The 24,730-nt window shown below is 72.7% G+C and carries 18 protein-coding genes and 1 pseudogene; 11 read left to right on the plus strand and 8 right to left on the minus strand.

Annotation, left to right across the window (positions count from 1 at the left end; genetic code table 11):
- Positions 1 to 69: 69 nt before the first annotated feature.
- The 3 genes from QIS99_RS29210 to QIS99_RS29220 all read left to right on the plus strand — a co-directional run bounded on the left by QIS99_RS29210 (position 70) and on the right by QIS99_RS29220 (position 5,295).
- Positions 70 to 1,527, plus strand: a complete 1,458-nt coding sequence (locus QIS99_RS29210; RefSeq protein WP_282516723.1) for an FGGY family carbohydrate kinase — start codon at positions 70 to 72, stop codon at positions 1,525 to 1,527.
- Between the two features lie 106 nt (positions 1,528 to 1,633).
- Positions 1,634 to 3,367, plus strand: coding sequence for an ABC transporter ATP-binding protein (locus tag QIS99_RS29215; protein ID WP_282516724.1), 1,734 nt, complete (start codon positions 1,634 to 1,636; stop codon positions 3,365 to 3,367).
- Positions 3,367 to 5,295 (plus strand): ABC transporter ATP-binding protein, encoded by a 1,929-nt coding sequence (locus QIS99_RS29220; protein ID WP_282516725.1) that lies wholly within the window; start codon positions 3,367 to 3,369, stop codon positions 5,293 to 5,295. The genes QIS99_RS29215 and QIS99_RS29220 overlap by 1 nt, the downstream gene beginning before the upstream one ends.
- A 70-nt stretch (positions 5,296 to 5,365) precedes the next feature.
- On the opposite strand, the gene QIS99_RS29225 is transcribed toward QIS99_RS29220, so the two are convergent.
- The 5 genes from QIS99_RS29225 to QIS99_RS29245 form a co-directional block, all read right to left on the minus strand.
- Positions 5,366 to 6,586, minus strand: coding sequence for a sigma-70 family RNA polymerase sigma factor (locus tag QIS99_RS29225; RefSeq protein WP_282516726.1), 1,221 nt, complete (start codon positions 6,584 to 6,586; stop codon positions 5,366 to 5,368).
- Positions 6,587 to 6,718: 132 nt separating this feature from the next.
- Positions 6,719 to 8,620, minus strand: coding sequence for a DNA primase (gene dnaG, locus QIS99_RS29230; RefSeq protein ID WP_282516727.1), 1,902 nt, complete (start codon positions 8,618 to 8,620; stop codon positions 6,719 to 6,721).
- A 46-nt stretch (positions 8,621 to 8,666) separates the two neighbouring features.
- Positions 8,667 to 9,932 (minus strand): NAD(P)/FAD-dependent oxidoreductase, encoded by a 1,266-nt coding sequence (locus QIS99_RS29235; RefSeq protein WP_282516728.1) that lies wholly within the window; start codon positions 9,930 to 9,932, stop codon positions 8,667 to 8,669.
- 179 nt (positions 9,933 to 10,111) lie between these two features.
- The gene (locus QIS99_RS29240; RefSeq protein WP_282516729.1) at positions 10,112 to 11,398 is read right to left on the minus strand and encodes a deoxyguanosinetriphosphate triphosphohydrolase; all 1,287 of its coding nucleotides are present in this window, start codon (positions 11,396 to 11,398) and stop codon (positions 10,112 to 10,114) included.
- Between the two features lie 312 nt (positions 11,399 to 11,710).
- Complete coding sequence (locus QIS99_RS29245) at positions 11,711 to 12,679, minus strand: sirohydrochlorin chelatase (RefSeq protein WP_282516731.1); 969 nt, start codon at positions 12,677 to 12,679, stop codon at positions 11,711 to 11,713.
- A gap of 246 nt (positions 12,680 to 12,925) precedes the next feature.
- On the opposite strand from QIS99_RS29245, the pseudogene QIS99_RS29250 reads away from it, so the two are divergent.
- Both QIS99_RS29250 and QIS99_RS29255 read left to right on the plus strand, forming a co-directional pair.
- Positions 12,926 to 13,647 (plus strand): annotated as a pseudogene (locus QIS99_RS29250) (SanA/YdcF family protein).
- Positions 13,648 to 13,818: 171 nt separating this feature from the next.
- Complete coding sequence (locus tag QIS99_RS29255) at positions 13,819 to 16,047, plus strand: molybdopterin oxidoreductase family protein (RefSeq protein ID WP_282516732.1); 2,229 nt, start codon at positions 13,819 to 13,821, stop codon at positions 16,045 to 16,047.
- Here QIS99_RS29255 and QIS99_RS29260 read toward each other — a convergent pair.
- The 3 genes from QIS99_RS29260 to QIS99_RS29270 form a co-directional block, all read right to left on the minus strand.
- On the minus strand, positions 15,986 to 16,498 hold the full coding sequence (locus tag QIS99_RS29260) for a gamma-glutamylcyclotransferase family protein (RefSeq protein ID WP_282516753.1): 513 nt from the start codon (positions 16,496 to 16,498) through the stop codon (positions 15,986 to 15,988). The genes QIS99_RS29255 and QIS99_RS29260 overlap by 62 nt on opposite strands.
- 41 nt (positions 16,499 to 16,539) lie before the next feature.
- Positions 16,540 to 16,884 carry a divalent-cation tolerance protein CutA gene (cutA, locus tag QIS99_RS29265; protein ID WP_282516733.1) on the minus strand — a complete coding sequence of 115 codons (345 nt, stop codon included), beginning with the start codon at positions 16,882 to 16,884 and terminating at the stop codon, positions 16,540 to 16,542.
- Positions 16,885 to 17,047: 163 nt separating this feature from the next.
- Positions 17,048 to 17,737 (minus strand): NADPH-dependent FMN reductase, encoded by a 690-nt coding sequence (locus QIS99_RS29270; RefSeq protein WP_282516734.1) that lies wholly within the window; start codon positions 17,735 to 17,737, stop codon positions 17,048 to 17,050.
- A gap of 65 nt (positions 17,738 to 17,802) precedes the next feature.
- On the opposite strand from QIS99_RS29270, the gene soxR reads away from it, so the two are divergent.
- From soxR to nirD, 6 genes are all read left to right on the plus strand, one after another.
- Positions 17,803 to 18,258 (plus strand): redox-sensitive transcriptional activator SoxR, encoded by a 456-nt coding sequence (gene soxR / locus QIS99_RS29275; RefSeq protein WP_282516735.1) that lies wholly within the window; start codon positions 17,803 to 17,805, stop codon positions 18,256 to 18,258.
- Between the two features lie 268 nt (positions 18,259 to 18,526).
- Positions 18,527 to 19,159 (plus strand): hypothetical protein, encoded by a 633-nt coding sequence (locus tag QIS99_RS29280; protein ID WP_282516736.1) that lies wholly within the window; start codon positions 18,527 to 18,529, stop codon positions 19,157 to 19,159.
- Between the two features lie 117 nt (positions 19,160 to 19,276).
- Positions 19,277 to 20,071 (plus strand): class F sortase, encoded by a 795-nt coding sequence (locus QIS99_RS29285; protein WP_282516737.1) that lies wholly within the window; start codon positions 19,277 to 19,279, stop codon positions 20,069 to 20,071.
- A 216-nt stretch (positions 20,072 to 20,287) separates the two neighbouring features.
- The gene (locus QIS99_RS29290; RefSeq protein WP_282516738.1) at positions 20,288 to 21,709 is read left to right on the plus strand and encodes an NAD(P)/FAD-dependent oxidoreductase; all 1,422 of its coding nucleotides are present in this window, start codon (positions 20,288 to 20,290) and stop codon (positions 21,707 to 21,709) included.
- On the plus strand, positions 21,709 to 24,297 hold the full coding sequence (gene nirB, locus QIS99_RS29295; protein WP_282516739.1) for a nitrite reductase large subunit NirB: 2,589 nt from the start codon (positions 21,709 to 21,711) through the stop codon (positions 24,295 to 24,297). The genes QIS99_RS29290 and nirB overlap by 1 nt, the downstream gene beginning before the upstream one ends.
- Positions 24,294 to 24,650, plus strand: a complete 357-nt coding sequence (gene nirD, locus QIS99_RS29300; RefSeq protein WP_282516740.1) for a nitrite reductase small subunit NirD — start codon at positions 24,294 to 24,296, stop codon at positions 24,648 to 24,650. Before nirB ends, nirD begins: the two co-directional genes overlap by 4 nt.
- Positions 24,651 to 24,730: the final 80 nt, after the last annotated feature.

Here is a 24,730-nt window from a genome sequence, read left to right on the forward strand (position 1 = left end):
TACTGCACGGTTGCAGTACTGGGCCGGCGCCGACAGCGCGCCCTGCGCCGTAGGGCAAAATCTTCTGGCATGGGGATAGTCGCCGGATTGGACAGCTCTTCCGAGTCCACACGCATCATCGTCTGCGACACCGACACCGGTGCCGTGATCAGGCAGGGGTACGCCCCGCATCCGTTGGAGGGCAGGCCGTCGGACGTCGATCCGCAGGCCTGGCTGCTGTCGCTGGGTGAGGCCGCCGCGGGCGGGCTGCTCGAAGGCGTGCAGGCCATCGGTGTGTCGGCGCAGCAGAACGCGGTCGTCCCGCTGGACGCGCAGGGCGGCACCGTACGGCCCGCGATGGTCGGCGGGGACAAGCGGGCGCAGGTCGCCGCCGTCGATCTGATCGACGCGCTCGGCGGGCGGCAGGCCTGGACCGAGGCCGTCGGCGTGGTCCCGCAGGCGCCGCAGCCGGTGACGAAGCTGCGCTGGCTGGCGCGGACCGAGCCGGAGGCGGCGCAGCGCACCGCGATGGTGCTGCAGGCCCACGACTGGCTGGTGTGGCAGCTGCTCGGCCGGCCGGCCCGGCGCACCGCGGACCGCGGCGGCGCCTCCGGTACGGGCTACTGGTCGGCGGCGAACGCCTCGTACCGTCCGGATCTGGTGGAGCTGGCGCTCGGGCAGCAGACGGCGCTGCCGGAGGTGCTCGGTCCGTCGGATGCCGCGGGCACGACGCCGGAGGGGCTGCTGATCTCGGCGGGTACGGGCGAGACGATGGCCGCCGCGTTCGGGCTCGGCATCGGGGTCGGGGACGCCGTGGTGTCGCTCGGGGCGTCCGGGTCGGTGATGGCGGTGCACCATGAGGCGCTCGCCGATCCGCACGGGATGATCACCTCGCTCGCCGACGCGACCGGGATGCATCTGCCGGTGGTGCACACGTCCAATGCCGTACGGGCGCTGCGCGGGACGGCCGAATTGCTCGGCACGGATCTGGAGGGGCTTTCGCAGCTCGCGACGGAGTCCACTCCGGGGGCGCACGGGCTCGTTCTGCTGCCGTATCTGGAGGGTGAGCGGACCCCTCAACTGCCGCACACCGCCGGTACGTTGAGCGGGCTGCGGCGTGAGTCGATGAAGCCGGAGCACCTGGCGCGGGCCGCGTTCGAGGGGATGCTGTGCTCGCTCGCCGACGCGCTCGACGTGCTGCGGGGGCGTGGCGTGGAGGTGCGGCGGGTGTTTCTGCTCGGGCCGGCCGCCGAGCTGCCCGCGGTGCAGGCGGCGGCGCCGATGCTGCTCGGGGCGCAGGTCGTCGTCCCGCAGGCGGCGGACTACGCGGCGCTCGGCGCGGCGCGACAGGCGGCGTGGGCGCTCGGGGTGTCGCAGGGCACGCTCGGCCCGCAGCAGCCGCCGGCCTGGCAGGGGGCGTCCGCGCAGGTCTTCGAGCCGGGCGAGGAGCTGCCCGTCGGGCAGGCCGTGCGGCAGCAGTACGTGGCGGTGCGGGAGCAGACGCATCCCGGGGCGTTCGAGCACCAGCAGACAGGGTCGGTCGGTTAGAGGAACACGGTCGGTCGGTTAAATGAGTTGAGCCCCGGCCCGGGGAGTGTCGGAGGATGGAGCGACCCTCTGAAACGCTTTCTCCGGCTACTGCGATGGGTATCGCGTGCTCATACGACTCCTGCGGAGCCATCTCGCTCCGTACCAGAACTCCATAGCCTTCCTGGTGCTGCTGCAGTTTCTGCAGACCTGCGCCACTCTCTATCTGCCCACCCTCAACGCCGACATCATCGACCGCGGTGTCGTGCGCGGGGACACGGGCTACATCCTCACCTTCGGTGCCCTGATGATCGGGGTCACCGTGGTGCAGGTGCTCTGCAACATCGGCGCCGTGTACTACGGCGCGCGTACGGCGGCGGCGCTCGGGCGGGACGTGCGCGGCGCGGTCTTCGACCGGGTGCAGTCGTTCTCGGCGCGTGAGGTCGGGCAGTTCGGGGCGCCGTCCCTGATCACGCGGACCACCAATGACGTCCAGCAGGTGCAGATGCTGGTTCTGATGGCGTTCACGCTGATGGTGTCGGCGCCGATCATGTGCGTCGGCGGCATCGTGATGGCGCTCAGCCTGGACGTGCCGCTGTCGTCGGTGCTCGTGGCCGTCGTGCCGGTGCTCGGGATCGCGGTCAGCCTGATCGTGAAGAAACTGCGGCCGCTGTTCCGCACCATGCAGGAACGCCTCGACACGGTGAACCGCGTTCTACGCGAGCAGATCACCGGCAACCGTGTGATCAGGGCGTTCGTGCGGGACGCGTACGAGAAGGAGCGGTTCGAGGGGGCCAACGCCGAGCTGACCGATGTGTCGCTCGGGACGGGGCGGCTGCTCGCGCTGATGTTCCCGATCGTGATGACCGTGGTGAATGTGTCGTCGATCGCGGTGGTCTGGTTCGGGGCGCAGCGGATCGACAGTGGCGGCATGGAGATCGGTGCGCTGACCGCGTTCCTCGCCTATCTGATGCAGATCGTCATGTCCGTGATGATGGCCACCTTCATGTTCATGATGGTGCCGCGCGCGGAGGTGTGCGCCGAGCGGATCGAGGAGGTCCTCGGCACGGCGTCGAGCGTGGTGCCGCCGGCCGAGCCCGTACGGGAGCTGGAGCGGCACGGCCATCTGGAGGTGCGGGCCGCCGGGTTCGCGTACCCGGGTGCCGAGGAGCCGGTGCTCAAGGCGATCGAGCTGGTGGCGCGGCCCGGGGAGATCACGGCCGTGATCGGGTCGACGGGCAGCGGCAAGTCGACGCTGCTCGGGCTCGTACCGCGGCTGTTCGACGCCACCGAGGGCGAGGTCCTGGTGGACGGCGTCGACGTACGGACGCTCGACCCCGCGCTGCTCGCGCGGACCGTGGGGCTCGTACCGCAGAAGCCGTATCTGTTCTCCGGGACCGTCGCGACGAATCTGCGGTACGGGAACCCGGACGCCACGGACGAGGAGCTGTGGCACGCGCTGGAGGTGGCGCAGGCCACGGAGTTCGTGCGGAAGCTGGAGAACGGGCTCGACTCCCCCGTCGCGCAGGGCGGCACCAACGTGTCCGGCGGGCAGCGGCAGCGCCTTGCGATCGCGCGGACGCTCGTACAGCGGCCGGAGATCTATCTGTTCGACGACTCGTTCTCGGCGCTCGACTACGCGACCGACGCGGCGCTGCGGTCCGCGCTCGGGCACGAGACCGCCGAGGCGACCGTGGTGATCGTCGCCCAGCGGGTGTCGACCATCCGGGACGCCGACCGGATCGTGGTCCTCGACGAGGGCCGGGTCGTCGGCACCGGGCGCCATCACGAGCTGATGGCCGACAACGAGACCTACCGGGAGATCGTGCTCTCCCAGCTCACGGAAGCGGAGGCAGCCTGATGGCCGGGCCTGGCGGGCGGATGATGGCCGGGGGCGGCCCCGATCAGCGTTCTCTGGATTTCAAGGGCTCGGGCAAACGCCTGCTCGCCCAGTTCAAACCGCAGCGCGTGACGATGTACGCGATGCTCGTGGCGGTGTTCTTCAGCGTCGCGCTCTCCGTGGTCGGCCCGAAGATCCTCGGCGAGGCCACCGACCTGATCTTCGCGGGCATCGTCGGCCGCGACATGCCCGAGGGAGCCACCAAGGAGCAGGTGCTCGACGCGATGCGGGAGCGCGGCGACAACGGTGTCGCCGACATGCTCTCCGGTACGGACTTCACGCCGGGTGAAGGGATCGACTTCACGGCCGTCGGCGAGGTGCTGCTGCTCGCCCTCGCCGTGTTCCTGGTCGCGGGTCTCCTGATGGCGGTCGCGACACGCCTCGTCAACCGGGCGGTCAACCTGACCGTGTACCGGATGCGCGAGGACATCCAGGCGAAGCTGTCGCGGCTTCCGCTGTCGTACTTCGACAAGCGGCAGCGCGGCGAGGTGCTGAGCCGTGCCACCAACGACATCGACAACATCGGGCAGACGCTCCAGCAGACCCTCGGGCAGCTGGTGAACTCGCTGCTCACGATCGTCGGCGTACTGGCGATGATGTTCTGGATCTCGCCGCTGCTCGCGCTCGTCGCGCTGATCACGGTGCCCCTGTCGTTCGTCGTCGCGACGAAGGTCGGCAAGCGCTCGCAGCCGCAGTTCGTGGAGCAGTGGAAGTCCACGGGCCAGGTCAACGCGCACGTCGAGGAGATGTACACCGGGCACTCCCTGGTGAAGGTCTTCGGCCGGCAGGAGGAGTCGGCGAAGCTCTTCGCGGAGCACAACGACTCCCTCTACGAGGCGAGTTTCAAGGCCCAGTTCAACAGCGGGATCATGCAGCCGCTGATGTTCTTCATCTCCAACCTCAACTATGTGCTGGTGGCCGTGGTGGGCGGTCTGCGGGTGGCGTCGGGCACGCTGTCGATCGGCGACGTGCAGGCGTTCATCCAGTACTCGCGGCAGTTCTCGATGCCGCTGACGCAGGTCGCTTCGATGGCCAACCTGGTGCAGTCCGGCGTCGCCTCCGCCGAGCGGATCTTCGAGCTCCTCGACGCGGACGAGCAGGAGGCCGACCCGGTGGCGGGCGAGCGTCCGTCGCGGCTGCGCGGGGCGGTCGCCCTTGAGGAGGTGTCGTTCCGGTACGAGGAGGACAAGCCGCTCATCGAGGACCTGTCGCTGACGGTCGAGCCGGGCCACACGGTCGCGATCGTCGGCCCGACGGGCGCGGGCAAGACCACGCTGGTCAACCTGCTCATGCGGTTCTACGAGGTCACGGGCGGGCGGATCACCCTGGACGGGGTCGACGTGGCGAGGATGTCGCGGGACGAGCTGCGGTCCGGGATCGGCATGGTGCTGCAGGACACCTGGCTGTTCGGGGGGACGATCGCGGAGAACATCGCGTACGGGGCCTCGAAGGAGATCACACGGGCCGAGGTCGAGGAGGCCGCGCGGGCCGCGCACGCCGACCGGTTCATCCGCACGCTGCCCGACGGCTACGACACGGTCCTCGACGACGAGGGCTCGGGCGTCAGCGCCGGCGAGAAGCAGCTGATCACGATCGCGCGGGCGTTCCTCTCCGACCCGGTGATCCTGGTCCTGGACGAGGCGACCAGCTCCGTGGACACCCGTACGGAGGTGCTCATCCAGAAGGCGATGGCGCGGCTCGCGCACGGGCGTACGTCGTTCGTGATCGCGCACCGGCTCTCGACGATCCGGGACGCGGACACGATTCTGGTGATGGAGGACGGGTCGATCGTCGAACAGGGCTCGCATGCGGGGCTGTTGGCTTCGGACGGGGCGTATGCGCGGCTGTACCAGGCGCAGTTCGCTCAGGCTGTGGCGGAGGTGGACTGAGGCCCGCTGTGGCGGAGGTGGACTGAGGCCGCTGTGGCGGAGGTGGACTGAGCCCGCCACCCGGTGACGGTCAGTCCAAGTAGCCCCGCAGCTGGTCCGCGAAGGCGTGGTCGCGGAGTTTGTTGAGGGTCTTGGACTCGATCTGGCGGATCCGTTCGCGGGTCACGCCGAAGATGCGGCCGATCTCCTCCAGGGTCCGGGGCCGGCCGTCCACGAGGCCGTACCGCAGCTGCACCACCTTGCGCTCACGCTCGCCGAGGGTGGAGAGGACGGCCTCAAGATGCTGGCGGAGCAGCAGGAACGCCGCGGACTCCACGGGGCTCGCGGCGTCGCCGTCCTCGATGAGGTCGCCCAGGGACACGTCTTCCTCCTCACCCACGGGGGCGTGCAGGGAGACGGGTTCCTGGGCGAGCCGCAGCACCTCACCGACCCGCTCGGGCGGCAGTTCGAGGTGCGCGGCGACCTCCTCGGGGGTGGGTTCGTAGCCGCGTTCCTGCAGCATGCGGCGCTGGACCCGGACGACCCGGTTGATCAGCTCGACGACGTGCACGGGGACGCGGATGGTCCGGGCCTGGTCGGCGAGGGCCCGGGACATGGCCTGGCGGATCCACCAGGTGGCGTACGTGGAGAACTTGAAGCCACGCGCGTAGTCGAACTTCTCGACCGCCCTGATCAGGCCGAGGTTGCCCTCCTGGACGAGGTCGAGCATGGTCAGGCCGCGCCCTACGTAGCGCTTGGCGACGGAGACGACCAGGCGCAGGTTGGCCTCGATCAGGCGGCGCTTGGCCATCCGGCCCATGACGACCAGCTTGTCCAGGTCCAGGGCGAGTCGGCTGTCCAGATCGGCGGACCGGGTCAGCTTCTCCTCGGCGAAGAGGCCCGCCTCGACGCGCCGGGCGAGCTCGACCTCCTCGGCGGCGCTGAGCAGCGGGATGCGGCCGATCTCGCGCAGGTACTGCCGGAACAGGTCGGCCGAGGGGCCGCCGGACTCCGGGCGCACGGGGCGGGGTTCGGGCGGGTCGGCCTCCGGGTGGTGGGCCGCCCTGCTCTGCGGCGGCACGGCCGTGGCGACGTCGGCGGCACCGGGGGTCGCTCGCGTCGACGTCCGGGTCTGGGTCTGCACGGGGGCGACCTCCAGGGTGATCGCTGCCGCGTCGGGGGTGCGCGGCAGCGGTACGTCCGGGGCGGTACCGGCGGCCGCGCCGCCGTCCGTCCCGTCATCGATGAGCGGATCCGCGGGGCTGTCGGGCCCACACCCGGCGGGCCGGCCGCGCTCCGAAGACTCAGGCACCGCCCCCAGTGTGGGGTACGACACATCCCCGCGAGGAGGGGCGTGCGGGCACTTTTTGGGTCCGGTGCGTAGTCGCGTGGTTACCGAGGAGTCAACTTCGGGCGGGTGTACGGGTGTTGGGCGCGCGGGTCGTCACAGGGCGTCGGCGCCGCGCTCGCGCAGGGCTCTGCCGTACTGCTGCAGGACCCACAACTCGTTCTGGGCGGCTGCCAGTTGCGCCGGGTCGGCATGCGGGCCGAGGCGGGCGAAGCTGCCCTGCAGGTCACGGATGCGGCGGTCGACGGCGCGCAGCCGGACCTGGACCAGCTGCTCGCCGCCGTACACCTCGTCGACCGTGCGGCGCATGATCGCCTCCACGGCCAGCTCGGTGACCATGGCGCGCACCGTGTCGTCGGGCGCGGCGTCCCGCACGCGCGCGAGGTAGTCCGACGGGTCCTGGGCGCCCTGCTCGGCGCCGCCCGCGTAGGCGATGGCCTCGCGGACCGCGGCGTAGGGCGGGGCGGTGAACTCGTCCGCGCCGTACGCGTCGAAGGCCGGGGAGACCAACTGCGGGTACTGCAGGGCGAGTTTCAGGAGCTCGCGCTCGGTGCGGTGGGCGGGGCTGCGCAGGTTGAGGGCGGGGCCGCTGGGGCTGCGGGGCTGCGCCTGGGCGTAGTGCGCGGCGGAGTTCTGCTGCTGCGGGGCGGGGCCGCGGCCGCCGCGGTCCCGCGCCCAGCGGGCCAGCTGGGCGACGCGCTTGACGACGAACTGGGTGTCGAGGATGCCGAGCATGCCGGCGAGTTCGACGGCCACTTCGTGCTGCGCGCCGCTGTTCTTGATCCGGGCCACGATGGGCGCGGCCTCGTCCAGGGCGGCGGCGCGGCCCGCGGGGGTCTCCAGGTCGTACCGGTTCACCACCTGGCGGAGGGCGAACTCGAAGAGGGGGGTGCGGGGTTCGACCAGGTCGGCGACCGCTTCGTCGCCCTTCGCGAGGCGGAGGTCGCAGGGGTCCATGCCTTCCGGCGCCACGGCGATGTACGTCTCGGCGGCGAACTTCTGGTCGTCCTCGAAGGCGCGCAGGGCCGCCTTCTGGCCCGCCGCGTCGCCGTCGAAGGTGAAGATCACGCGGGCCGAGCCGTTGTCCATCAGAAGCCGGCGGAGGATCTTGATGTGGTCGCCGCCGAAGGCCGTGCCGCAGGTGGCGATGGCGGTGGTGACGCCGGCGAGGTGGCAGGCCATCACGTCCGTGTACCCCTCGACCACGACCGCGCGGGAGGACTTGGCGATCTCCTTCTTGGCGAGGTCGATGCCGTAGAGGACCTGGCCCTTCTTGTAGATCGGGGTTTCGGGGGTGTTCAGGTACTTCGGGCCGTTGTCGTCCTCGCGGAGCTTGCGGGCGCCGAAGCCGACGACCTCGCCGGAGATGTCCCGGATCGGCCACATCAGGCGGCCGCGGAAGCGGTCGATGGGGCCGCGGCGGCCCTCCTGGGAGAGGCCGGAGAGGGTCAGCTCCTTGTCGGTGAAGCCCTTGCCGCGCAGATAGCGCGTGAGGTGGTCCCAGCCCGCCGGGCTGTAGCCGACGCCGAAGTGTGCCGCGGCGGCCTGGTCGAAGCCGCGCTCGGCGAGGAACTTGCGGCCGATCTCGGCCTCGGCGCCACCCAGCTGGTCCACGTAGTACTGCGCGGCGATCTTGTGCGCCTCGACCAGGCGGATGCGCTCGCCGCGCTGGTGGGAGGGGTTGTACCCGCCCTCTTCGTACCGCAGCGTGATGCCCGCCTGGGCGGCCAGGCGCTCGACCGTCTCCGAGAAGGAGAGGTGGTCGATCTTCATCACGAAGGCGATCGTGTCGCCGCCTTCCTGGCAGCCGAAGCAGTGGAAGAGCCCCTTGCTCGGGCTGACCTGGAAGGACGGTGACTTCTCGTCGTGGAAGGGGCACAGGCCCTTCAGATTGCCGCCGCCGGCGTTGCGCAGCTGGAGGTACTCGGACACGACGGCGTCGATCGGGACCGCGTCCCGTACCGCCTTCACGTCCTCGTCATTGATCCGTCCTGCCACGCGTGAATTCTACGGGGCCGGTGTGACAGTCCGGATCGGTGGTCCGTCAGCCCTCCAGGAGCGATTCCAGCGGAACGGACGGGTCCGCGAGACGGTCCGGGTCGGGGCGGGCCCCGGCCTTGATCAGGGCCTGGATCGGCTCCGTGACGTCCCACACGTTCACGTTCATGCCCGCGAGGACCCGCCCTTCTGCCAGCCAGAACGCGATGAACTCCCGCTTCGTGGCGTCCCCGCGGATCACCACCTGGTCGTAGGAGCCGGGCGGCGCCCAGCCGGAGTACTCCAGGCCCACGTCGTACTGGTCGGAGAAGAAGTACGGCACCCGGTCGTACGTGACCGGCCTGCCGAGCATCGCGCGTGCGGCGGCCGGGCCGCCGTTGAGGGCGTTGGCCCAGTGCTCGACGCGCAGCCGGGTCTCGAACAGCGGGTGGTCGGCGGCGGCCGCGTCGCCCGCCGCGAAGATGTCCGGGTCGGAGGTGCGCAGGCTCACGTCGACCGCGATGCCGCCGCCGTGCGCCCGGTCGGCCAGGTCCAGGCCCGCGGACTCGGCGAGCGCGGTGCGCGGGGCGGCGCCGATCGCGGCGAGGACGGCGTGCGCGGGGTGCTCGTCGCCGTCGTCGGTGCGGGCGGCGAGGACCATGCCGTCCTGGCCGGTGATCTCGGTGAGCCTGGCGCCGAAGTGGAAGCGCACCCCGTGCTCCTGGTGCAGGTCGGCGAAGAGCCGGCCGATCTCCGGGCCGAGGACCGCGTGCAGCGGCGTGGCCTCGGGCTCGACGACGGTGACCTCCGCGCCGTACTCACGCGCGGCGGCCGCGACCTCCAGGCCGATCCAGCCCGCCCCGGCGATCACCAGGTGGCCGTTGTCCCGGCCGAGCGCGGCGAGGACGCCCTTGAGGCGCTCGGCGTGCGCGATCCGGCGCAGGTGGTGCACGCCCGCGAGATCGGTGCCCGGGATGTCGAGGCGGCGCGGCTCGGAGCCGGTGGCGAGGAGCAGTTTGTCGTACCCCACGCGCGTGCCGTCGCCGAGGCGGACCGCCTTGCCGTCGCGGTCGACCGCGACGGCGGGCAGTCCGAGGTGCAGTTCGATGTCGTGCTGCGCGTACCACGCGGGTTCGTGCACGAAGATGCTGTCGCGCTCCTCCTTGCCGAGCAGGAAGCCCTTGGACAGCGGAGGGCGTTCGTACGGGTGCTCGCGCTCGTCACTGATGAGAATCACCCGGCCGGTGAAGCCCTCCGCACGAAGGGTTTCGGCCGCCTTGGCCCCGGCCAGTCCGCCTCCGACGATGACGAACGTCTGATCCGCGTCGACCACTTGATGCCTCCTCACAACCTTGCCGCCACTTGCGGGCGTCCCGCACGCAGCGTGGCCGCCACTTCGAGCGTCCCGCACGGAGCGTAGTGGGGGAAGGGGCTGTCACCCCTGTGTGGCCGCTGCGTGGCTCGATCACATCGGGTGCGCGCGGCCGGCCGGGGGCGGGTCCGGCCGCTGGATCAGCCCCCGGACCGGCCTCCGGTGAGGCGTGCGTGCAGGGTCCGCGCGGAGGCGTCGGTGAGCGCCGCGATCTGGTCGACCACGACCCGCTTACGCGCGGTGTCGTCCGGCGCCGCGTCGAACAGGGCCCGGAACTGCGGGTCGAGGCCTTCGGGCGCACGCGCGGTGAGGACCGCGGCGAGCTCCGCGATGACGATGCGCTGGTCCGCGCGGAGCCGTTCCTGTTCGTCGCGCTGCATCACATACCGGTCGGCGACCGCCTTGAGGACGGCGCATTCATGGCGGGTTTCGTTCGGTACGACGAGCTCCGCGGCGTAGCGCGTCAGGGGGCCGGTGCCGTGCCTCGCGCGCGTGGCGCCTTCCGCGGCGAGGCAGAAGCGGCCGATCAGCTGGCTGGTGGCGTCCTTGAGGCGGGCCTGGGCGACCGCCGTGCCGTCGTACCCGTGCGGCCACCACTCCTGGTCGAGGAGGCGGTCGAGGGCGGCGGCGAGCTCGGCGGGGTCGGTGTCCTGCGGGACGTACCGGCCGAGGGCCACGGCGAAGATCTCCTGCCGTTCCGGTTCGGCGTGCAGGCAGTTGGGGTCGATATGGCCGGCGTGCAGTCCGTCCTCGACGTCGTGCACGGAGTACGCCACGTCGTCCGACCAGTCCATGACCTGCGCCTCGAAGCAGGTGCGGTGAGCGGGGGCGCCCTTGCGGATCCACTCGAAGACGGGCCGGTCGTCGTCGTACACCCCGAACTTCACGGAGTCCGGATCATGGGGGTGGGCGCCGCGCGGCCACGGGTATTTGGTGGCGGCGTCCAGCGCCGCGCGTGTGAGGTTCAGGCCGACGCTGACGGGGCGGCCGCTGTTCTCGTCGTTCACGAACCGCTTGGGTTCGAGGCGGGTGAGCAGGCGCAGGGAGTGGGCGTTCCCCTCGAATCCGCCGCAGTCCGCCGCGCACTCGTTGAGGGCCTGCTCGCCGTTGTGCCCGAAGGGCGGGTGGCCCAGGTCGTGCGACAGGCAGGCCGTCTCGACCAGGTCCGGGTCGCAGCCGAGGGCGGCGCCCAGTTCGCGGCCCACCTGGGCGCACTCCAGGGAGTGGGTGAGGCGGGTGCGGGGGCTGGCGTCCCAGGCCTGGCTGCGCGTGCCGGGGGTGACGACCTGTGTCTTGCCGGCGAGTCTGCGCAGCGCGGAGGAGTGCAGCACGCGCGCGCGGTCACGCTGGAAGGCGGTCCGGCCCGGCCGCTTGTCGGGCTCGGGCGCCCAGCGCTCGGTGGCGGGTTCGTCGTACGTGCGGGACATGCGTCGACGGTAGCTGTACAAGGGGGGTGGTGCGGCGGCTATCGGCCTTGGGCTCTTCCCCTGCCCGCCCCCATCGGGGCCCCGACAGGGGCGCGGGGCTGCGACATATGCGGCTCCGCCGCGTGGCCGCGCCCAGCCACGACGGCGCGGCGGCCGAACAACGAGGCCGGACCTCGGGGCGAAGCCCCGAACCGGGGCCCGGGGGCGGCAGCCCCGGGCGGGGGCTGGGGGCGGCAGCCCCAGGAGCCGTCCGCTGAGGACTTCAGGGAAGGGGCGGGAGGGGAAGGAAAAGCACCAGACCCCGAAACACCCTCAGGCGGAAGCCAGTTGGAACCCGCCCGCAGGGGCTGGCGTGCAGACCCGCAGTGCCTCCTCGTAACGGCGCAGAAGCAGCTCGGCCATCGCCGGATGCGTACCCAACGGCGCGGAGGCGACGCCGGGCGCCACCGCGGCGGACTGCGCGGCGAACCGCCCCGGCGCGGTGAAGTACGAGGCGACGGCAACCCGGTCACGCCCACGCGCGGCGAGCGCACGCACCGCGTCCGGCACGGTCGGCGCCGCGGCGGACGCGTAGGCGGGGACGACCGGGACGCCGAGCCGCTCGGCAAGCGCCGCGGCGGTGCTGCGGGTGTCGGCGAGGCCTTCGGGGTCACGGGAGCCCGCGGAGGCGAGCACGACGGCCGCGCCGCGACGCCGCCCGCCGGCCGGGAAGCCCGCCTCGACCAGCCGGTCGTACAGCGCGTCGACCAGCAGCGGGTGCGGCCCGAGCGGCGCGGCGACCCGCGCGTCGAGGTGCCGGGCGGCCGCGGCGGCGGGCAGGTCGTGCTTGACGTGGTGGCCGCGGCCGAGCAGCAGCGGTACGAGGACGGCCCGGCCGGGGGCGAGCGCGGCCAGGGTGTCCGGCAGCAGCGGCTCGTTCAGCTCGATGTGGCCGAGGTGGACGGGCAGTCCGGGCCGCAGGGTGCGCACGGTGGCGAGCAGGGAGCGCACGGTGGCGAGCGTGCGCGGGTCACGGCTTCCGTGCGCCACGACGACGAGTGCGGGCGTGCGGCCGCCACGGCTGGTGCGGCGCAGGTGCCTGAGGCGGTGGGCGGCGTCGCTCGTGATGCGGTCGATGAGCTGCGCCGCGCCGCCCAGGGGGTCCGTACTGGCCAGGGGGTCCGTACCGGCCAGGGGGTCCGTACCGGCCAGGGGGTCCGGGAAGTCGGAACCGCTCGCCGGGGTCCGCAGGCTGTCCGTCGGGGTCCCGGGGTGTTCGCCGGGTGTGTGGGTCGGCGTCATGGACCAAGGCTGGCGCGTCCACGTTGCACGGTGATTGCACGGCGGTGACGGTCGATGTCCCCCGGCTCACGGGGTCCGTGCGGCGATTGTCAGTCCCTCGTCGCACACTTGTCTCGTCGCACTCGGTCGGCGGGCGGATCGCCTGCGTGAGCGGGCGCGCAGGGAAACGGGGAACGGGAACCGGGAAACCGGAGAACCGGGAAACCGGAGAACCGGAGAACCGGAGAACGGGGAATCGGGGGACGCATGCGGGACGAAGAGACGAACGGCGCCGGCAGGCCGCGGCGGCTGCGCCGGCCTCCGTGGCTGCGGTGGCCGAGCGGCCGGCGGGAGTGGCGGCGAGCGGTGCAGGCGGTGATGCTCGCCTGCGTGCTCGCGCTGCTGCCCGCGACCTGGATGCACGCCGCGGCGGCCGACTGGGTGCGCGACCCGGACCGGGTGCCGCGTACCCAGGTCGCGGTGGTGTTCGGTGCGGGTCTGTGGGGCGGCGAGCCCTCGCCGTACCTGGCCCATCGGCTGGACGCGGCGGCGGAGCTGTACGGCGAGGGCCGCGTCGAGGTGGTCCTGGTCACGGGCGACAACAGCCGGGAGGAGTACGACGAGCCGGACGCGATGCGCAGATACCTGACGGCGCGCGGCGTCCCGGACCGGCGCATCTCAGTGACTACGCGGGCTTCGACACCTGGGACTCCTGCGTGCGCGCGAGAAAGATCTTCGGCGTGGACCGCGCGGTGCTGATCAGCCAGGGCTTCCACATACGCAGGGCGGTCGCCCTCTGCCGCGAGGCGGGCGTGCAGTCGTACGGCGTGGGGGTCGACGAGCCGCACGACGCGACCTGGTACTACGGCGGCGTACGGGAGCTGCTCGCCTCCGGCAAGGCCGCGGCGGACGCGCTCTTCGAGCCGGACCCGCGGTTCCTGGGCCCGCGCGAGGACGGGATCACGCGGGCGCTGGCCTCGCACCGCTGAAGGCGGGGCTGCGCTCTCCCCGGAAGCCGGGGCCGCGTCCTCCGCGTCCTCCGCGCCCTCCGCGTCCTCCGCGCCCTCACGGCGGTCCGGTGCGGCCGCTGAGGTGCCCGTACCTGGCATGTAACCCGGCGGCACCGTGCTCCGTAACACGGCGGACGCACGCTGGAGCGCATGCACTCCACCACGGCTTCGCCCACCCCCACGCACTGCCCGTACTGCGCACTGCAATGCGGGATGGGGCTGGCCCAGGACCCCGGAAGGGACGGGGGTCTGGCCGTGGTGGAGCGGGAGTTCCCGGTGAACCGGGGCGCGCTGTGCGGCAAGGGCCGTACGGCGACCGAGGTGCTGTCCTCCCGGGTGCGCCTGACCGAGCCGCTGATCCGGACCCACGCCACCGGCAGGCTCGAACCGGCCACCTGGGAGGCGGCGCTCGACCGGATCGCGGAGGGCCTTTCGCGTACGCGCGCGGAGCACGGGCCGGACGCGGTCGGGGTGTTCGGCGGGGGTGGGCTGACCAACGAGAAGGCGTACGGACTGGGGAAGTTCGCGCGGGTCGTGCTCGGCACGTCGCAGATCGACTACAACGGCCGGTTCTGCATGTCGTCCGCGGCGGCGGCGCACCAGCGGGCGTTCGGCCTCGACCGAGGGCTGCCGTTCCCGCTGGAGGACATTCCGCGGACCGGCTGCGTGATCCTGGTCGGCTCCAACCTCGCCGAGACGATGCCGCCCGCGCTGCGCTACCTGACCGAACTGCGGGAGAACGGCGGCACGTTGATCGTGGTCGACCCGCGCCGCACCCGGACGGCGGCCCAGGCCGACCTGCACCTCGCGCCCCGCCCCGGCACGGACCTGGCGCTGGCGCTCGGGCTGCTGCACCTGGTGGTGGCTCAGGGGCGTACGGACGAGGCGTACATCCGGGAGCGGACGAGCGGCTGGGAGGAGGCGCGGGCCGGGGCGATGGCGCACTGGCCGGAGCTGGTGGAGCGGATCACCGGAGTGTCGGTGCCCGAACTGCGGGAGGCGGTACGGCTGTTCTGCGCGCCGGACGACGCGATGGTGCTGACCGCGCGCGGGCCCGAGCAGCAGGCCAAGGGCACGGACACGGTGGGCGCGTGGATCAACCTGGTCCTGGCGACGGGCCGGGCGGGGCGGCCGCACTCCGGGTACGGCTGCCTCACGGGACAGGGAAACGGACAGGGGGGACGCGAACACGGGCAGAAGGCGGACCAGTTGCCCGGGTACCGCAAGCTGAGCGATCCGGCGGCGCGGGCGCATGTGGCGGAGGTCTGGGGCGTCGCCCCGGAGTCCCTGCCGGGGCCGGGACGCAGCGCGTACGAGTTGCTGGACGCGCTCGGCGGGGACGTGAAGTCGCTGCTGCTCATGGGTTCGAACCCGGTGGTGTCGGCGCCGCGCGCCGCGCACATCGAGCGGCGGCTGCGCTCGCTCGACTTCCTGGCGGTGGCGGACGTGGTGCTCTCGGAGACGGCCGAGCTGGCGGACGTGGTGCTTCCGGTGACGCAGTGGGCGGAGGAGACGGGGACGACGACGAACCTGGAGGGGCGGGTGCTGCTCCGGCGGCAGGCGATCACGCCGCCGGCCGGGGTGCGTACGGACCTGTTCGTGCTGCATGAGCTCGCGGCACGGCTCGGCGTGGAGAAGGGGTTCCCGACGGATCCGGAGGAGGTGTTCGAGGAGCTGCGCCGGGCCTCGGCGGGCGGCCCCGCCGACTACTCGGGGATCACGTACCGCCGGCTCGCGGAGGAGGAGGGGGTGTTCTGGCCCTGCCCGGCGGAGCCGGGGCACGGGGACGGCGAGGACGCGGCCCTGGACGCGGCGCCGGACGACCCGTCGGCCGAACTGCCGGGCGCCGAGGCCGAGTCGGCGTCGGCGTCGGCGTCGGCGTCGACCGGCGTGCACCCGGGGACGCCGCGGCTGTTCCTGGACCGGTTCGCCACGGAGGACGGGCGGGCCAGGTTCGTGCCGGTGACGCACCGGGCGGCCGCGGAGGAGCCGGACGCGGAGTTCCCGGTGCTGCTGACCACGGGGCGGGTGGTGGCGCAGTACCAGTCGGGCGCGCAGACCCGGCGCGTGGCCGAGCTGAACGCCGCCGCGCCCGGCCCGTTCGTGGAGCTGCACCCGCAGCTCGCCGCGCGGATCGGGGTGGCGGACGGCGAGGACGTGACGGTGGTGTCGCGGCGCGGCACGGCGGTCGCGCCGGCGAAGGTGACGCGGTCGATCAGGCCGGACACGGTGTTCATGCCGTTCCACTGGGCGGGCGAGGGCCGGGCGAACACGCTGACTCACCCGGCGCTCGACCCGGTGTCGCGGATGCCGGAGTTCAAGGTGTGCGCGGTGCGCCTGGAGCGGACGGGCCCCCCGGGGCTCGCGAAGTCCGCGTAGTCCGCGTAGTCCGCGAAGTCCGCGAAGTCCGCGAAGTCCCACGGGACGTCCAGTCGCCGCTCGGGATGACCCGGGCGCGGGCCAGGAGGCGGGCGCGAACGGCGGGGGCGGCGACGTACACCCAGGCGCGGTGGGTCGTGCCGTCCGGGAGGCGGACGTCGCGGGCGACGCGCTCGTAGTCGTTGTACGGGTCGCCGGGCCGGTAGTCCTCCAGGCGGTCGAGGTCGGCGAGGAGGGCGGCGTACGACTCCGGCCGGGCGGTGACGAGTTCGCCGTGCACGGGTCCGGCGCCGGGCTCCTCCACGACGTACGGGTAGCCGGGGCCCTCGTGCAGGACGGCGTCCGGGAGCAGCGCCGGGGTCTCGGCCTCGACCCGGCCGCGCAGGTGGCGGGCGTGGTTGCACTCGCCGGGGCGCAGCGTGCCGTAGACGAAGAAGGGCAGCGGGGGCAGCCGCGACGGGTTCGGTGGGGCGGGAGGCGCGGGTGGGGCGGTCACTTCGCGGTCTCCTCCCGGACCCAGCGCAGGTAGTCGGCGCTGCCGCGCAGCACGGGGGTGGCGATGATCTCCGGGGTGTCGTAGTCGTGGGCCTCGGTGATCCAGCGTTCCAGGGCGGGATAGCTGTCGGCGGTCGTCTTGAGCAGCACCTGCCATTCCTGGTCGGTGGTGACGGCGCCCTGCCAGCGGTACACGGACGTGACGGGTCCGGACACCTGGGCGCAGGCGGCGTGCCGCGCGGCGACGGCGCCCTCGGCGAGGGACCGGGCCTGGTCGGCGGAGTCGGTCGTCGTGAGCACCGTGAGCACGATGTCGACGGGGATGTCGGGGAGCTGGTCCATGTCTGCCTCCGTATGTCTGTCCGGACAGCACAGGTCTGCCTGCACCGCACAGGACTGTCTACACGGCTCAGGTCTGTCTACACGGCTCAGGTCTGTCTGCACCGCTCAGGTCACACCCCGACCCCGACCCCGACCCCGACCCCGACCCCGACCCGGGTGAGCCTCACCGCCCGTACGGCCGTACCGCCTTGGCGTCCCGCAGGGCGTGCCCCCACCAGGCCAGCTGGTCGAGCATGACCTTGGCGGCGGCGTCGGGACCGGCGGGGTCGAGGTGGTTACCCGCATCGTCGAAGTGGGCCTGCGCGCCGTGGAAGGAGACGGTGTCCCGGACGGTGACGGCGTGCAACTCGGCGAAGACCTGGCGCAGTTGCTCCACCGCCCGCAGACCTCCGGAGATCCCGCCGTACGAGACGAACGCCACCGGCTTGGCCTGCCACTCGGCGCGGTGCCGGTCGATCAGGTTCTTCAGGGCGGCCGGGAAGGAGTGGTTGTACTCGGGTGTGACGACGACGAACGCCTCGGCGGCGTCGAGCTGCGCCGCGACCCGCGCGAGCCGGTCCCGTACGGCGGGCTCGGGGTCGGGCGAGAGGACGGTGGGGAGGTCGGCCGCGGCGACGTCGACGACCTCGACGGTCAGGTCCTCGCGGGTGCGGACGCGGGAGAGCAGCCAGTCGGCGATGACCGGACCGAAGCGGCCGTGCCGGTCGGAGCCGAGGATCACGGCGACACGCAGCGGGCCACCGACCGGCACGGAACCAGGGGCGGAACCAGGGGTGGAAGCAGAAACAGGGGCGGAAGCGGGCGCAGGGGTGGAAGCAGAAACAGGGGCCGAGGAAGTCGTTGCTGAAGTCATGCCGACAAGCCTGATAGTTAAACTAAGGTTGAGGTCAAGCGGTTCCTTCCCGCACACTTGGCCACATGACTCAACTCGCTTCGACCGCCAGGGAAATCACCGTCGGAGAGCTGGCCGGGCGCAGCGGGGTCGCGCCCTCCGCGCTCCGGTTCTACGAGCGCGAGGGCCTGATCCGCAGCCGCCGCACCTCGGGCAACCAGCGCCGGTACAGCCGGGACACGCTGCGCCGGGTCGCGTTCATCCGGACCTCGCAGCGGCTCGGCATCCCGCTCGCCACGATCCGCGACGTCCTCGGCCTGCTGCCGGAGGACCGTACGCCGACGCGGGAGGACTGGGCGCGGATCTCCGAGTGCTGGCGGTCCGACCTCGACGAACGCATCCGTACGCTGCAGCGGCTGCGCGACCACCTCACGGACTGCATCGGCTGCGGGTGTCTGTCTCTGGACCGGTGCAGCCTGTCCAATCCGGACGACGCGCTGGCGGATCACGGGCCGGGCCCGCGGCGCCTCCTGGAGGAGTGAGCGCGAGCGGGCGCCGGAATCAGGGTCACCCGTTCACAGCCCTGCACCCCGGACTTCGGGTACTCCCGGGTACTCCCTCGCCGCGCCTCCGTGACCTGCTGGAACGCCACCCCTGAAGTGTCGCGGGGGGCCTCGGGGCGCGGCCGTACGCCGGTCACCGGCAGGCGTGCCGCGCCGAGGGCGACGAGCCTCGTACCAAGGGCGTGACCGACGCTGCGGCACATGGGGGTGCCGCGGGGCGCGCCCCCGGAGGCTTCGGAGGCTTCAGATGCGCACCGCCACCCGCCGCCCGCTGACCGCAGCCGCGCTGGTCGCCGCCGCCTCCGCGTGCCTCGCCGCGGGTCCCGCGGGTCCTGCAGGTCCCGCGGGTCCTGCGGGTCCCGCGCACGAGGTCGCCGCCGACGGCCCCGCACGCGCGGTCGCCGCCGACGGCCCCGCACGCGCGGTCGCCGCCGACGGGGATCCGCCCGACACCAGCCTCGACCTCTATCCGGCGACGGTCATGCCCGGTGCCAAGGTCACGGTGCACACCCTCGCCTGCGGTGTCCGCTCCCGTGCGGGCGGTGACGCCAGCGCGGTCGGGGCGGGCATGTTCAAGCTCGCGGTCGGTACGCACGACGAGGTCGTCGTCGGCCACTTCGACGTGCCGTCGTCCGCCTCCCCCGGCACGTACGCGATCCGCGCGAGATGTGCCGACGGCACGGAGGTCTCCGGCGATCTGCTGGTGAGCCTGACCGCGCCCAGCGAGCCGGTGAATCCGAAGGGACATGTGAAGACGGGGGTCGGCGGCGCGCTCGGGCCCGACCCCGTGCAGACCGCGGCGGGTGTGGCGGCCCTGGCCGTCGCCGCCGCGGGCGGTACCTGGCTCCTGCATCGCCGGGCGAGAGGCGACGGGATCTGACCGGACAACCTCCGCTGTCCACCGGTACCGCCGCCCCCGCCCCCCTTCGAGTCCGCCGCCGCACGCGGCTCGGAGGGGGACGCGGGGCACGTACGACCACCCGAAGGGGCACCCCACATGCCGCACCGCACGCCCGACCACCCCACGCCCGACCACCCCACGCCCGGCCACCCCACGCCCGGCCACCGCAACCCCGCAAGCCCCAGCCCTGAAAGCCCCAACCCCGCAAGCCCCAACCCTGAAAGCCCCAACCCCGCAAGCCCCAACCCCGGCCCCTGCAAGCCGCTCCGCTCCGCGATAGCCGCGGTCTCCGTGGTCGCCCTGTGCTCCGGGGTGTGGCTGCTGCAGAACGGCAGCGCCCTGCACCCGCCGCCGCAGCCGGCCGCCGCCGAGTCCGCGGACGCCGCGACGGGCCCCGCGCCGCGCGCCACCGACTCCGCCCCCGCACTCCCCGCCGCGCCGCCCACCCGCATACGCATCCCGTCCCTCCGCATCGACGCCCCGCTGATGGGCCTGCGCCTGACGCCCGACGGCAGCCTCGACGTACCGCCCGCGGAGAAGCGGAACCTGGCCGGCTGGTACGAGGCGGGCATCACGCCCGGCGAGCGCGGCACCTCCGTGGTCGCGGGCCACGTCGACAACGCCGAGGGCCCCGCCGTGTTCTACGCGCTCGGCGCGCTGCGCAAGGGCGAGACGGTCGAGGTGGACCGGGACGACGGCAGGACGGCGGTGTTCACGGTCGACGCGGTGGAGGTGTACGACAGCCGGAACTTCCCCGACGACAAGGTGTACGGCGCCGCCCCGCGCCCCGAGCTGCGGGTGATCACCTGCGGCGGGGGCTACTCGAAGAAGACCGGCTACCTCGGCAATGTCGTCGTCTTCGCACACCTCACGGGCACCCGCAGCACGTAACGGGAACCCGCACATGAGCGGACCGGCTCACCCCAGCCACTGGTCATCCGCGCGCGTTCACAGCCACCCCCCAGCCGCCCCCAGGGACCCTCACAGCCGCCCCCAGCCGCCCCCAGGGACCCTCACACCCCCTCCCCCACCCCGCTGAGGGCAGCGTTCCGTGTGGGAAACAGAAGGGATGCCGACGGGTAACACCGGCGCCGCACGCTGCAGGGCATGGGTTCACAGATCGTGGTGATCGGCGCGGGCACGGCGGGCGTGCGGCTCGCGCAGCAGCTCGCCCAGGCCCCGGCCGCGGGCGGGTCGCACCGTACGTCTCCTGCCGTCACCCTCCTCGGCGACGAGCAGCACGCCCCGTACAACCGGGTGCTGCTCGCCGAGGTGCTCGCCGGGCGGTACGGGCCGGACGTGATCGCGCTGCCCTCGCCGGTGCCGGTGCGCCGGGGGCGGGTCGAGCGGATCGAGCGGGAGGGGCGGTTCGTGCACTGCGCGGACGGCGGCCGGGTCCCGTACGACACGCTGGTGCTCGCGACCGGCTCCAACCCGGTGCTGCCCCCGCTGCGCGGGCTCACGACCGCAGGAAGCGGGCTGCCCGAAGGCGTGCACGCGTTCCGCACCATGGACGACTGCCTGGCGCTCTCGCGGGCGGTACGGGAGGGCAGCCGGGCCGTCGTCATCGGCGGCGGGCTGCTCGGGGTGTCCGCGGCCCGCGCCCTCGCCGAGCGCGGCGCGCAGGTCGTCCTGGCCCAGCAGGGCGAGCGCCTGATGGAACGCCAACTCGACGCCACGGCCGGCACGTTGGTGAGGCAGCACCTCACGGGTCTCGGCGTCGAGGTGCACACCGAGTGCCGGGTACGCGGCCTCACCACGCACAACGGCGCGGTCACCGGCGTCACGCTGGCCGACGGCTATGCGCTCGACGCCGACGTGGTCGTGGTGGCCTGCGGGGTACGGCCCCGTGTCGGGCTCGCCCGGGAGGCCGGGCTCGACGTGCGGCGCGGCATTGTCGTCGACGACGAGCTGCGCACCGACGACCCGCACATCCACGCCATCGGCGACTGCGCCGAGCACGACGGCCGGGTCTACGGCCTGGCCGCCCCGGCGGTCGAACAGGCCGACGCCCTGGCCGAGTTGCTCCTCGACGAAGAGGGGCCGCACTCCACCGGCACCCCGCACACCGGCACCCCGCACACCGGCGCCCACCACCCCGGCCCCCGCTACACCGGCACCCGCGCCCTCACCCGCCTCACCCTGAACGGAACCGGGCCCCTCAACGGAACCGGTCCCCTCAACGGAACCGGGCCCCTGAACGGACCCGGGCCCCTCAACGGACCCGAACCCGAGCCCCTGAACGGAACCGGGCTCGCCGCGAACAGCCCCGGAACCGGCCCCCTCGACCTCGCCACCTTCGGCGAGTCCGACCCGCTGCCCGGCGACGACGTGGTCCGCCTCGCCGACGCCACCCGCGGCACCTACCGCCAGGTCGTCGTCCGCGACGACCGCCTGGTCGGCGGCGTACTCCTCGGCGAGCTCGGCACCGTCGGCGCGCTCGCCCGTGCCTGGGAGGCGGCCGAGCCGCTGCCCGAGGCCCCCCTGCTCCATCTGCTCACCCCCGACGGACCCGACGGAGGCTCCTGATGTCCACAACCCCCCGCACGATCGTGCTCGTCGGCCACGGCATGGTTGGCCAGCGGTTCCTGGAGGCCCTGGCCGAGCACGGCGTCGCCGGGCGCGACCGGGTGGTCGTCCTGTGCGAGGAGCCCCGCCCCGCCTACGACCGCGTCCAGCTGACCTCGTACTTCGCCGGCCGCACCCCCGAGGACCTGTCCCTCTCGGACGCCGAATTCCTCGACAGGCACGGCATCGAGCTGCACCTCGGCGACCCCGCCGAGACCATCGACCGCGAGCGCTCCACCGTCACCGCCCGCTCCGGCCTGACCGTCACGTACGACACCCTCGTCCTGGCCACCGGCTCGTACCCGTTCGTGCCGCCGGTACCCGGCAAGGACGCCGAGGGCTGCTTCGTGTACCGCACGATCGAGGACCTGCTCGCGATCGAGGAGTACGCGAAGAACGCCACGACCGGCGCGGTGGTCGGCGGCGGCCTGCTCGGTCTGGAGGCGGCGGGCGCCCTCAAGGGCCTCGGCCTGAACACCCACATCGTGGAGTTCGCGCCCCGCCTGATGCCCGTCCAGGTCGACGACGGCGGCGGCGCCGCGCTGCACCGCACCATCACCGACATGGGCCTGACCGTGCACACCGGCACCGGCACCCAGCAGATCGTCACCGCCGAGAACGGCTCCGTCACCGCCATGCAGCTGTCGGACGGCTCCGAACTGGCCACCGACATGGTCGTGTTCAGCGCCGGCGTCCGCCCCCGCGACCAGCTCGCCCGCGACTGCGGCCTCGGGGTCGGCGAGCGCGGCGGCATCACGGTGGACGAGCAGTGCCGCACCGCCGACCCGAAGGTGTTCGCCATCGGCGAGTGCGCGCTCGCGGCGGACGGCCGGGTGTACGGCCTGGTCGCGCCCGGCTACGAGATGGCGCAGGTCGCGGCGGCCGCGATCGCCGAGGACGAGAACACCGGGGCGTTCACGGGCGCCGACATGTCGACCAAGCTGAAGCTCCTCGGCGTGGACGTGGCGTCGTTCGGCGACGCGCACGGCACCACCGAGGGCTGCCTCGACGTCGTGTACGCGGACTCCCGCGCCGGCACGTACAAGAAGCTGGTGATCGGCGCGGACGGCGAACTCCTCGGCGGCGTCCTCGTCGGCGACGCGGAGGCGTACGGCACGCTCCGACCGCTCACCGGCACCGTGCCGCCGATCTCCCCCGAGCAGCTGGTCCTCCCGGCCGGCGCGGGCGCGCCCGTGTCGCTCGGCCCGGCGGCACTCCCCGACGAGGCCGTCATCTGCTCCTGCCACAACGTCACCAAGGGCACCATCCGCGGCGCGGTCACCGAGCACTCCTGCACCAGCGTGCCGGAGGTCAAGAAGTGCACCAAGGCCGGTACGGGCTGCGGCAGCTGCGTCAAGGTCCTCGGCCAGCTCGTCACCGCGGAGCTGGAGGCGGGCGGCGTCGAGGTCGACAAGGGCCTGTGCGGCTGCTTCGCCCAGACCCGCCAGGAGCTGTACGAGATCGTCCTCGCGCTGCGCGTCTCCTCGTACCGGGAACTCCTGGACGCGCACGGCCGCGAGGAGGCGCGCGGCGGCGACGGATGCGAGATCTGCAAGCCGACCGTCGGCTCGATCATCGCGTCCCTCGCGCCCACCCTCGGCGCGGACGGCTACGTCCTCGACGGCGAGCAGGCCGCCCTCCAGGACACCAACGACCACTTCCTGGCCAACCTGCAGAAGAACGGCTCGTACTCGATCGTGCCGCGCATCCCCGGCGGCGAGATCACCCCGGAGAAGCTGATCGTGATCGGCGAGGTCGCCCGCGATTTCGGCCTCTACACGAAGATCACCGGCGGCCAGCGCATCGACATGTTCGGCGCGCGGGTCGAACAGCTCCCGCTCATCTGGGCGAAACTGGTGGACGCGGGCTTCGAGTCCGGGCACGCGTACGGGAAATCTCTCCGCACCGTGAAGTCCTGCGTCGGCGAGACCTGGTGCCGCTACGGCGTGCAGGACAGCGTCCGCATGGCCATCGACCTGGAGCTGCGCTACCGCGGCCTGCGCTCCCCGCACAAGCTGAAGTCGGCGGTCTCCGGCTGCGCCCGCGAGTGCGCTGAGGCCCAGTCCAAGGACTTCGGCGTGATCGCCACGTCCAACGGCTGGAACCTGTACGTCGGCGGCAACGGCGGCGCGACCCCGCGCCACGCGGACCTGCTCGCGCAGGACCTGGACGACGACGGACTCATCCGGCTGATCGACCGCTTCCTGATGTTCTACATCCGCACGGCCGACCGCCTGGAGCGCACGTCGACGTGGCTGGAGCGGATCGAGGGCGGCCTGGACCACGTACGGGATGTGGTGGTCGAGGACTCCCTCGGCATCTGCGCCGACCTGGAGCAGCTGATGACCGCGCACGTCGCCGGATACCACGACGAGTGGGCGTCCACCCTCGACGACCCGGAGCGCCTGGCCCGCTTCGTGTCGTTCGTCAACGCCCCCGAAGTCCCGGACCCGACCGTCCGGTTCGTCCCGGAGCGCAACCAGATCAAGCCGGAACTGCCCCTCCTGAACCTGACCACCCGCCCCCTGGAAGGAACGGCCACGCGATGACGGTCCTCACGCTGGAAACCACCACTCAGGTCGAGCTCTACGTCGACGGCGACTGGCTGCCGGTCTGCGACGACCCGTCCCGCGTCACCCCCGGCCGCGGCGTCGCGGCCCTCCTCCCCGACGGCAGCCAGGCGGCGGTCTTCCAGGACCGCTCCGGCCGCTGGTACGCGATCGACAACCACGACCCGTTCACCGGCGCGGCGGTCCTCTCCCGCGGCCTGATGGGCTCCGCCGACGGCACCGCGTTCGTCGCGTCCCCGCTCCTGAAGCAGCGCTTCGACCTCACGACCGGGCAGTGCCTGGACGACGAGGGGGTCTCGGTACGGGCGTACGCGGTGCGCGTCCTCACCTGAGAATTTCACGACAAGCGTCCCACCGCTCACCCTCTGTGGTTAGGCTCAGCAGCAACGCGCCCGCCTAACAAGGAGGTTGA

Origin of the sequence: Streptomyces solicavernae (genome assembly GCF_029968095.1) — a bacterium.
In the GTDB taxonomy this organism is placed as follows: domain Bacteria; phylum Actinomycetota; class Actinomycetes; order Streptomycetales; family Streptomycetaceae; genus Streptomyces; species Streptomyces solicavernae.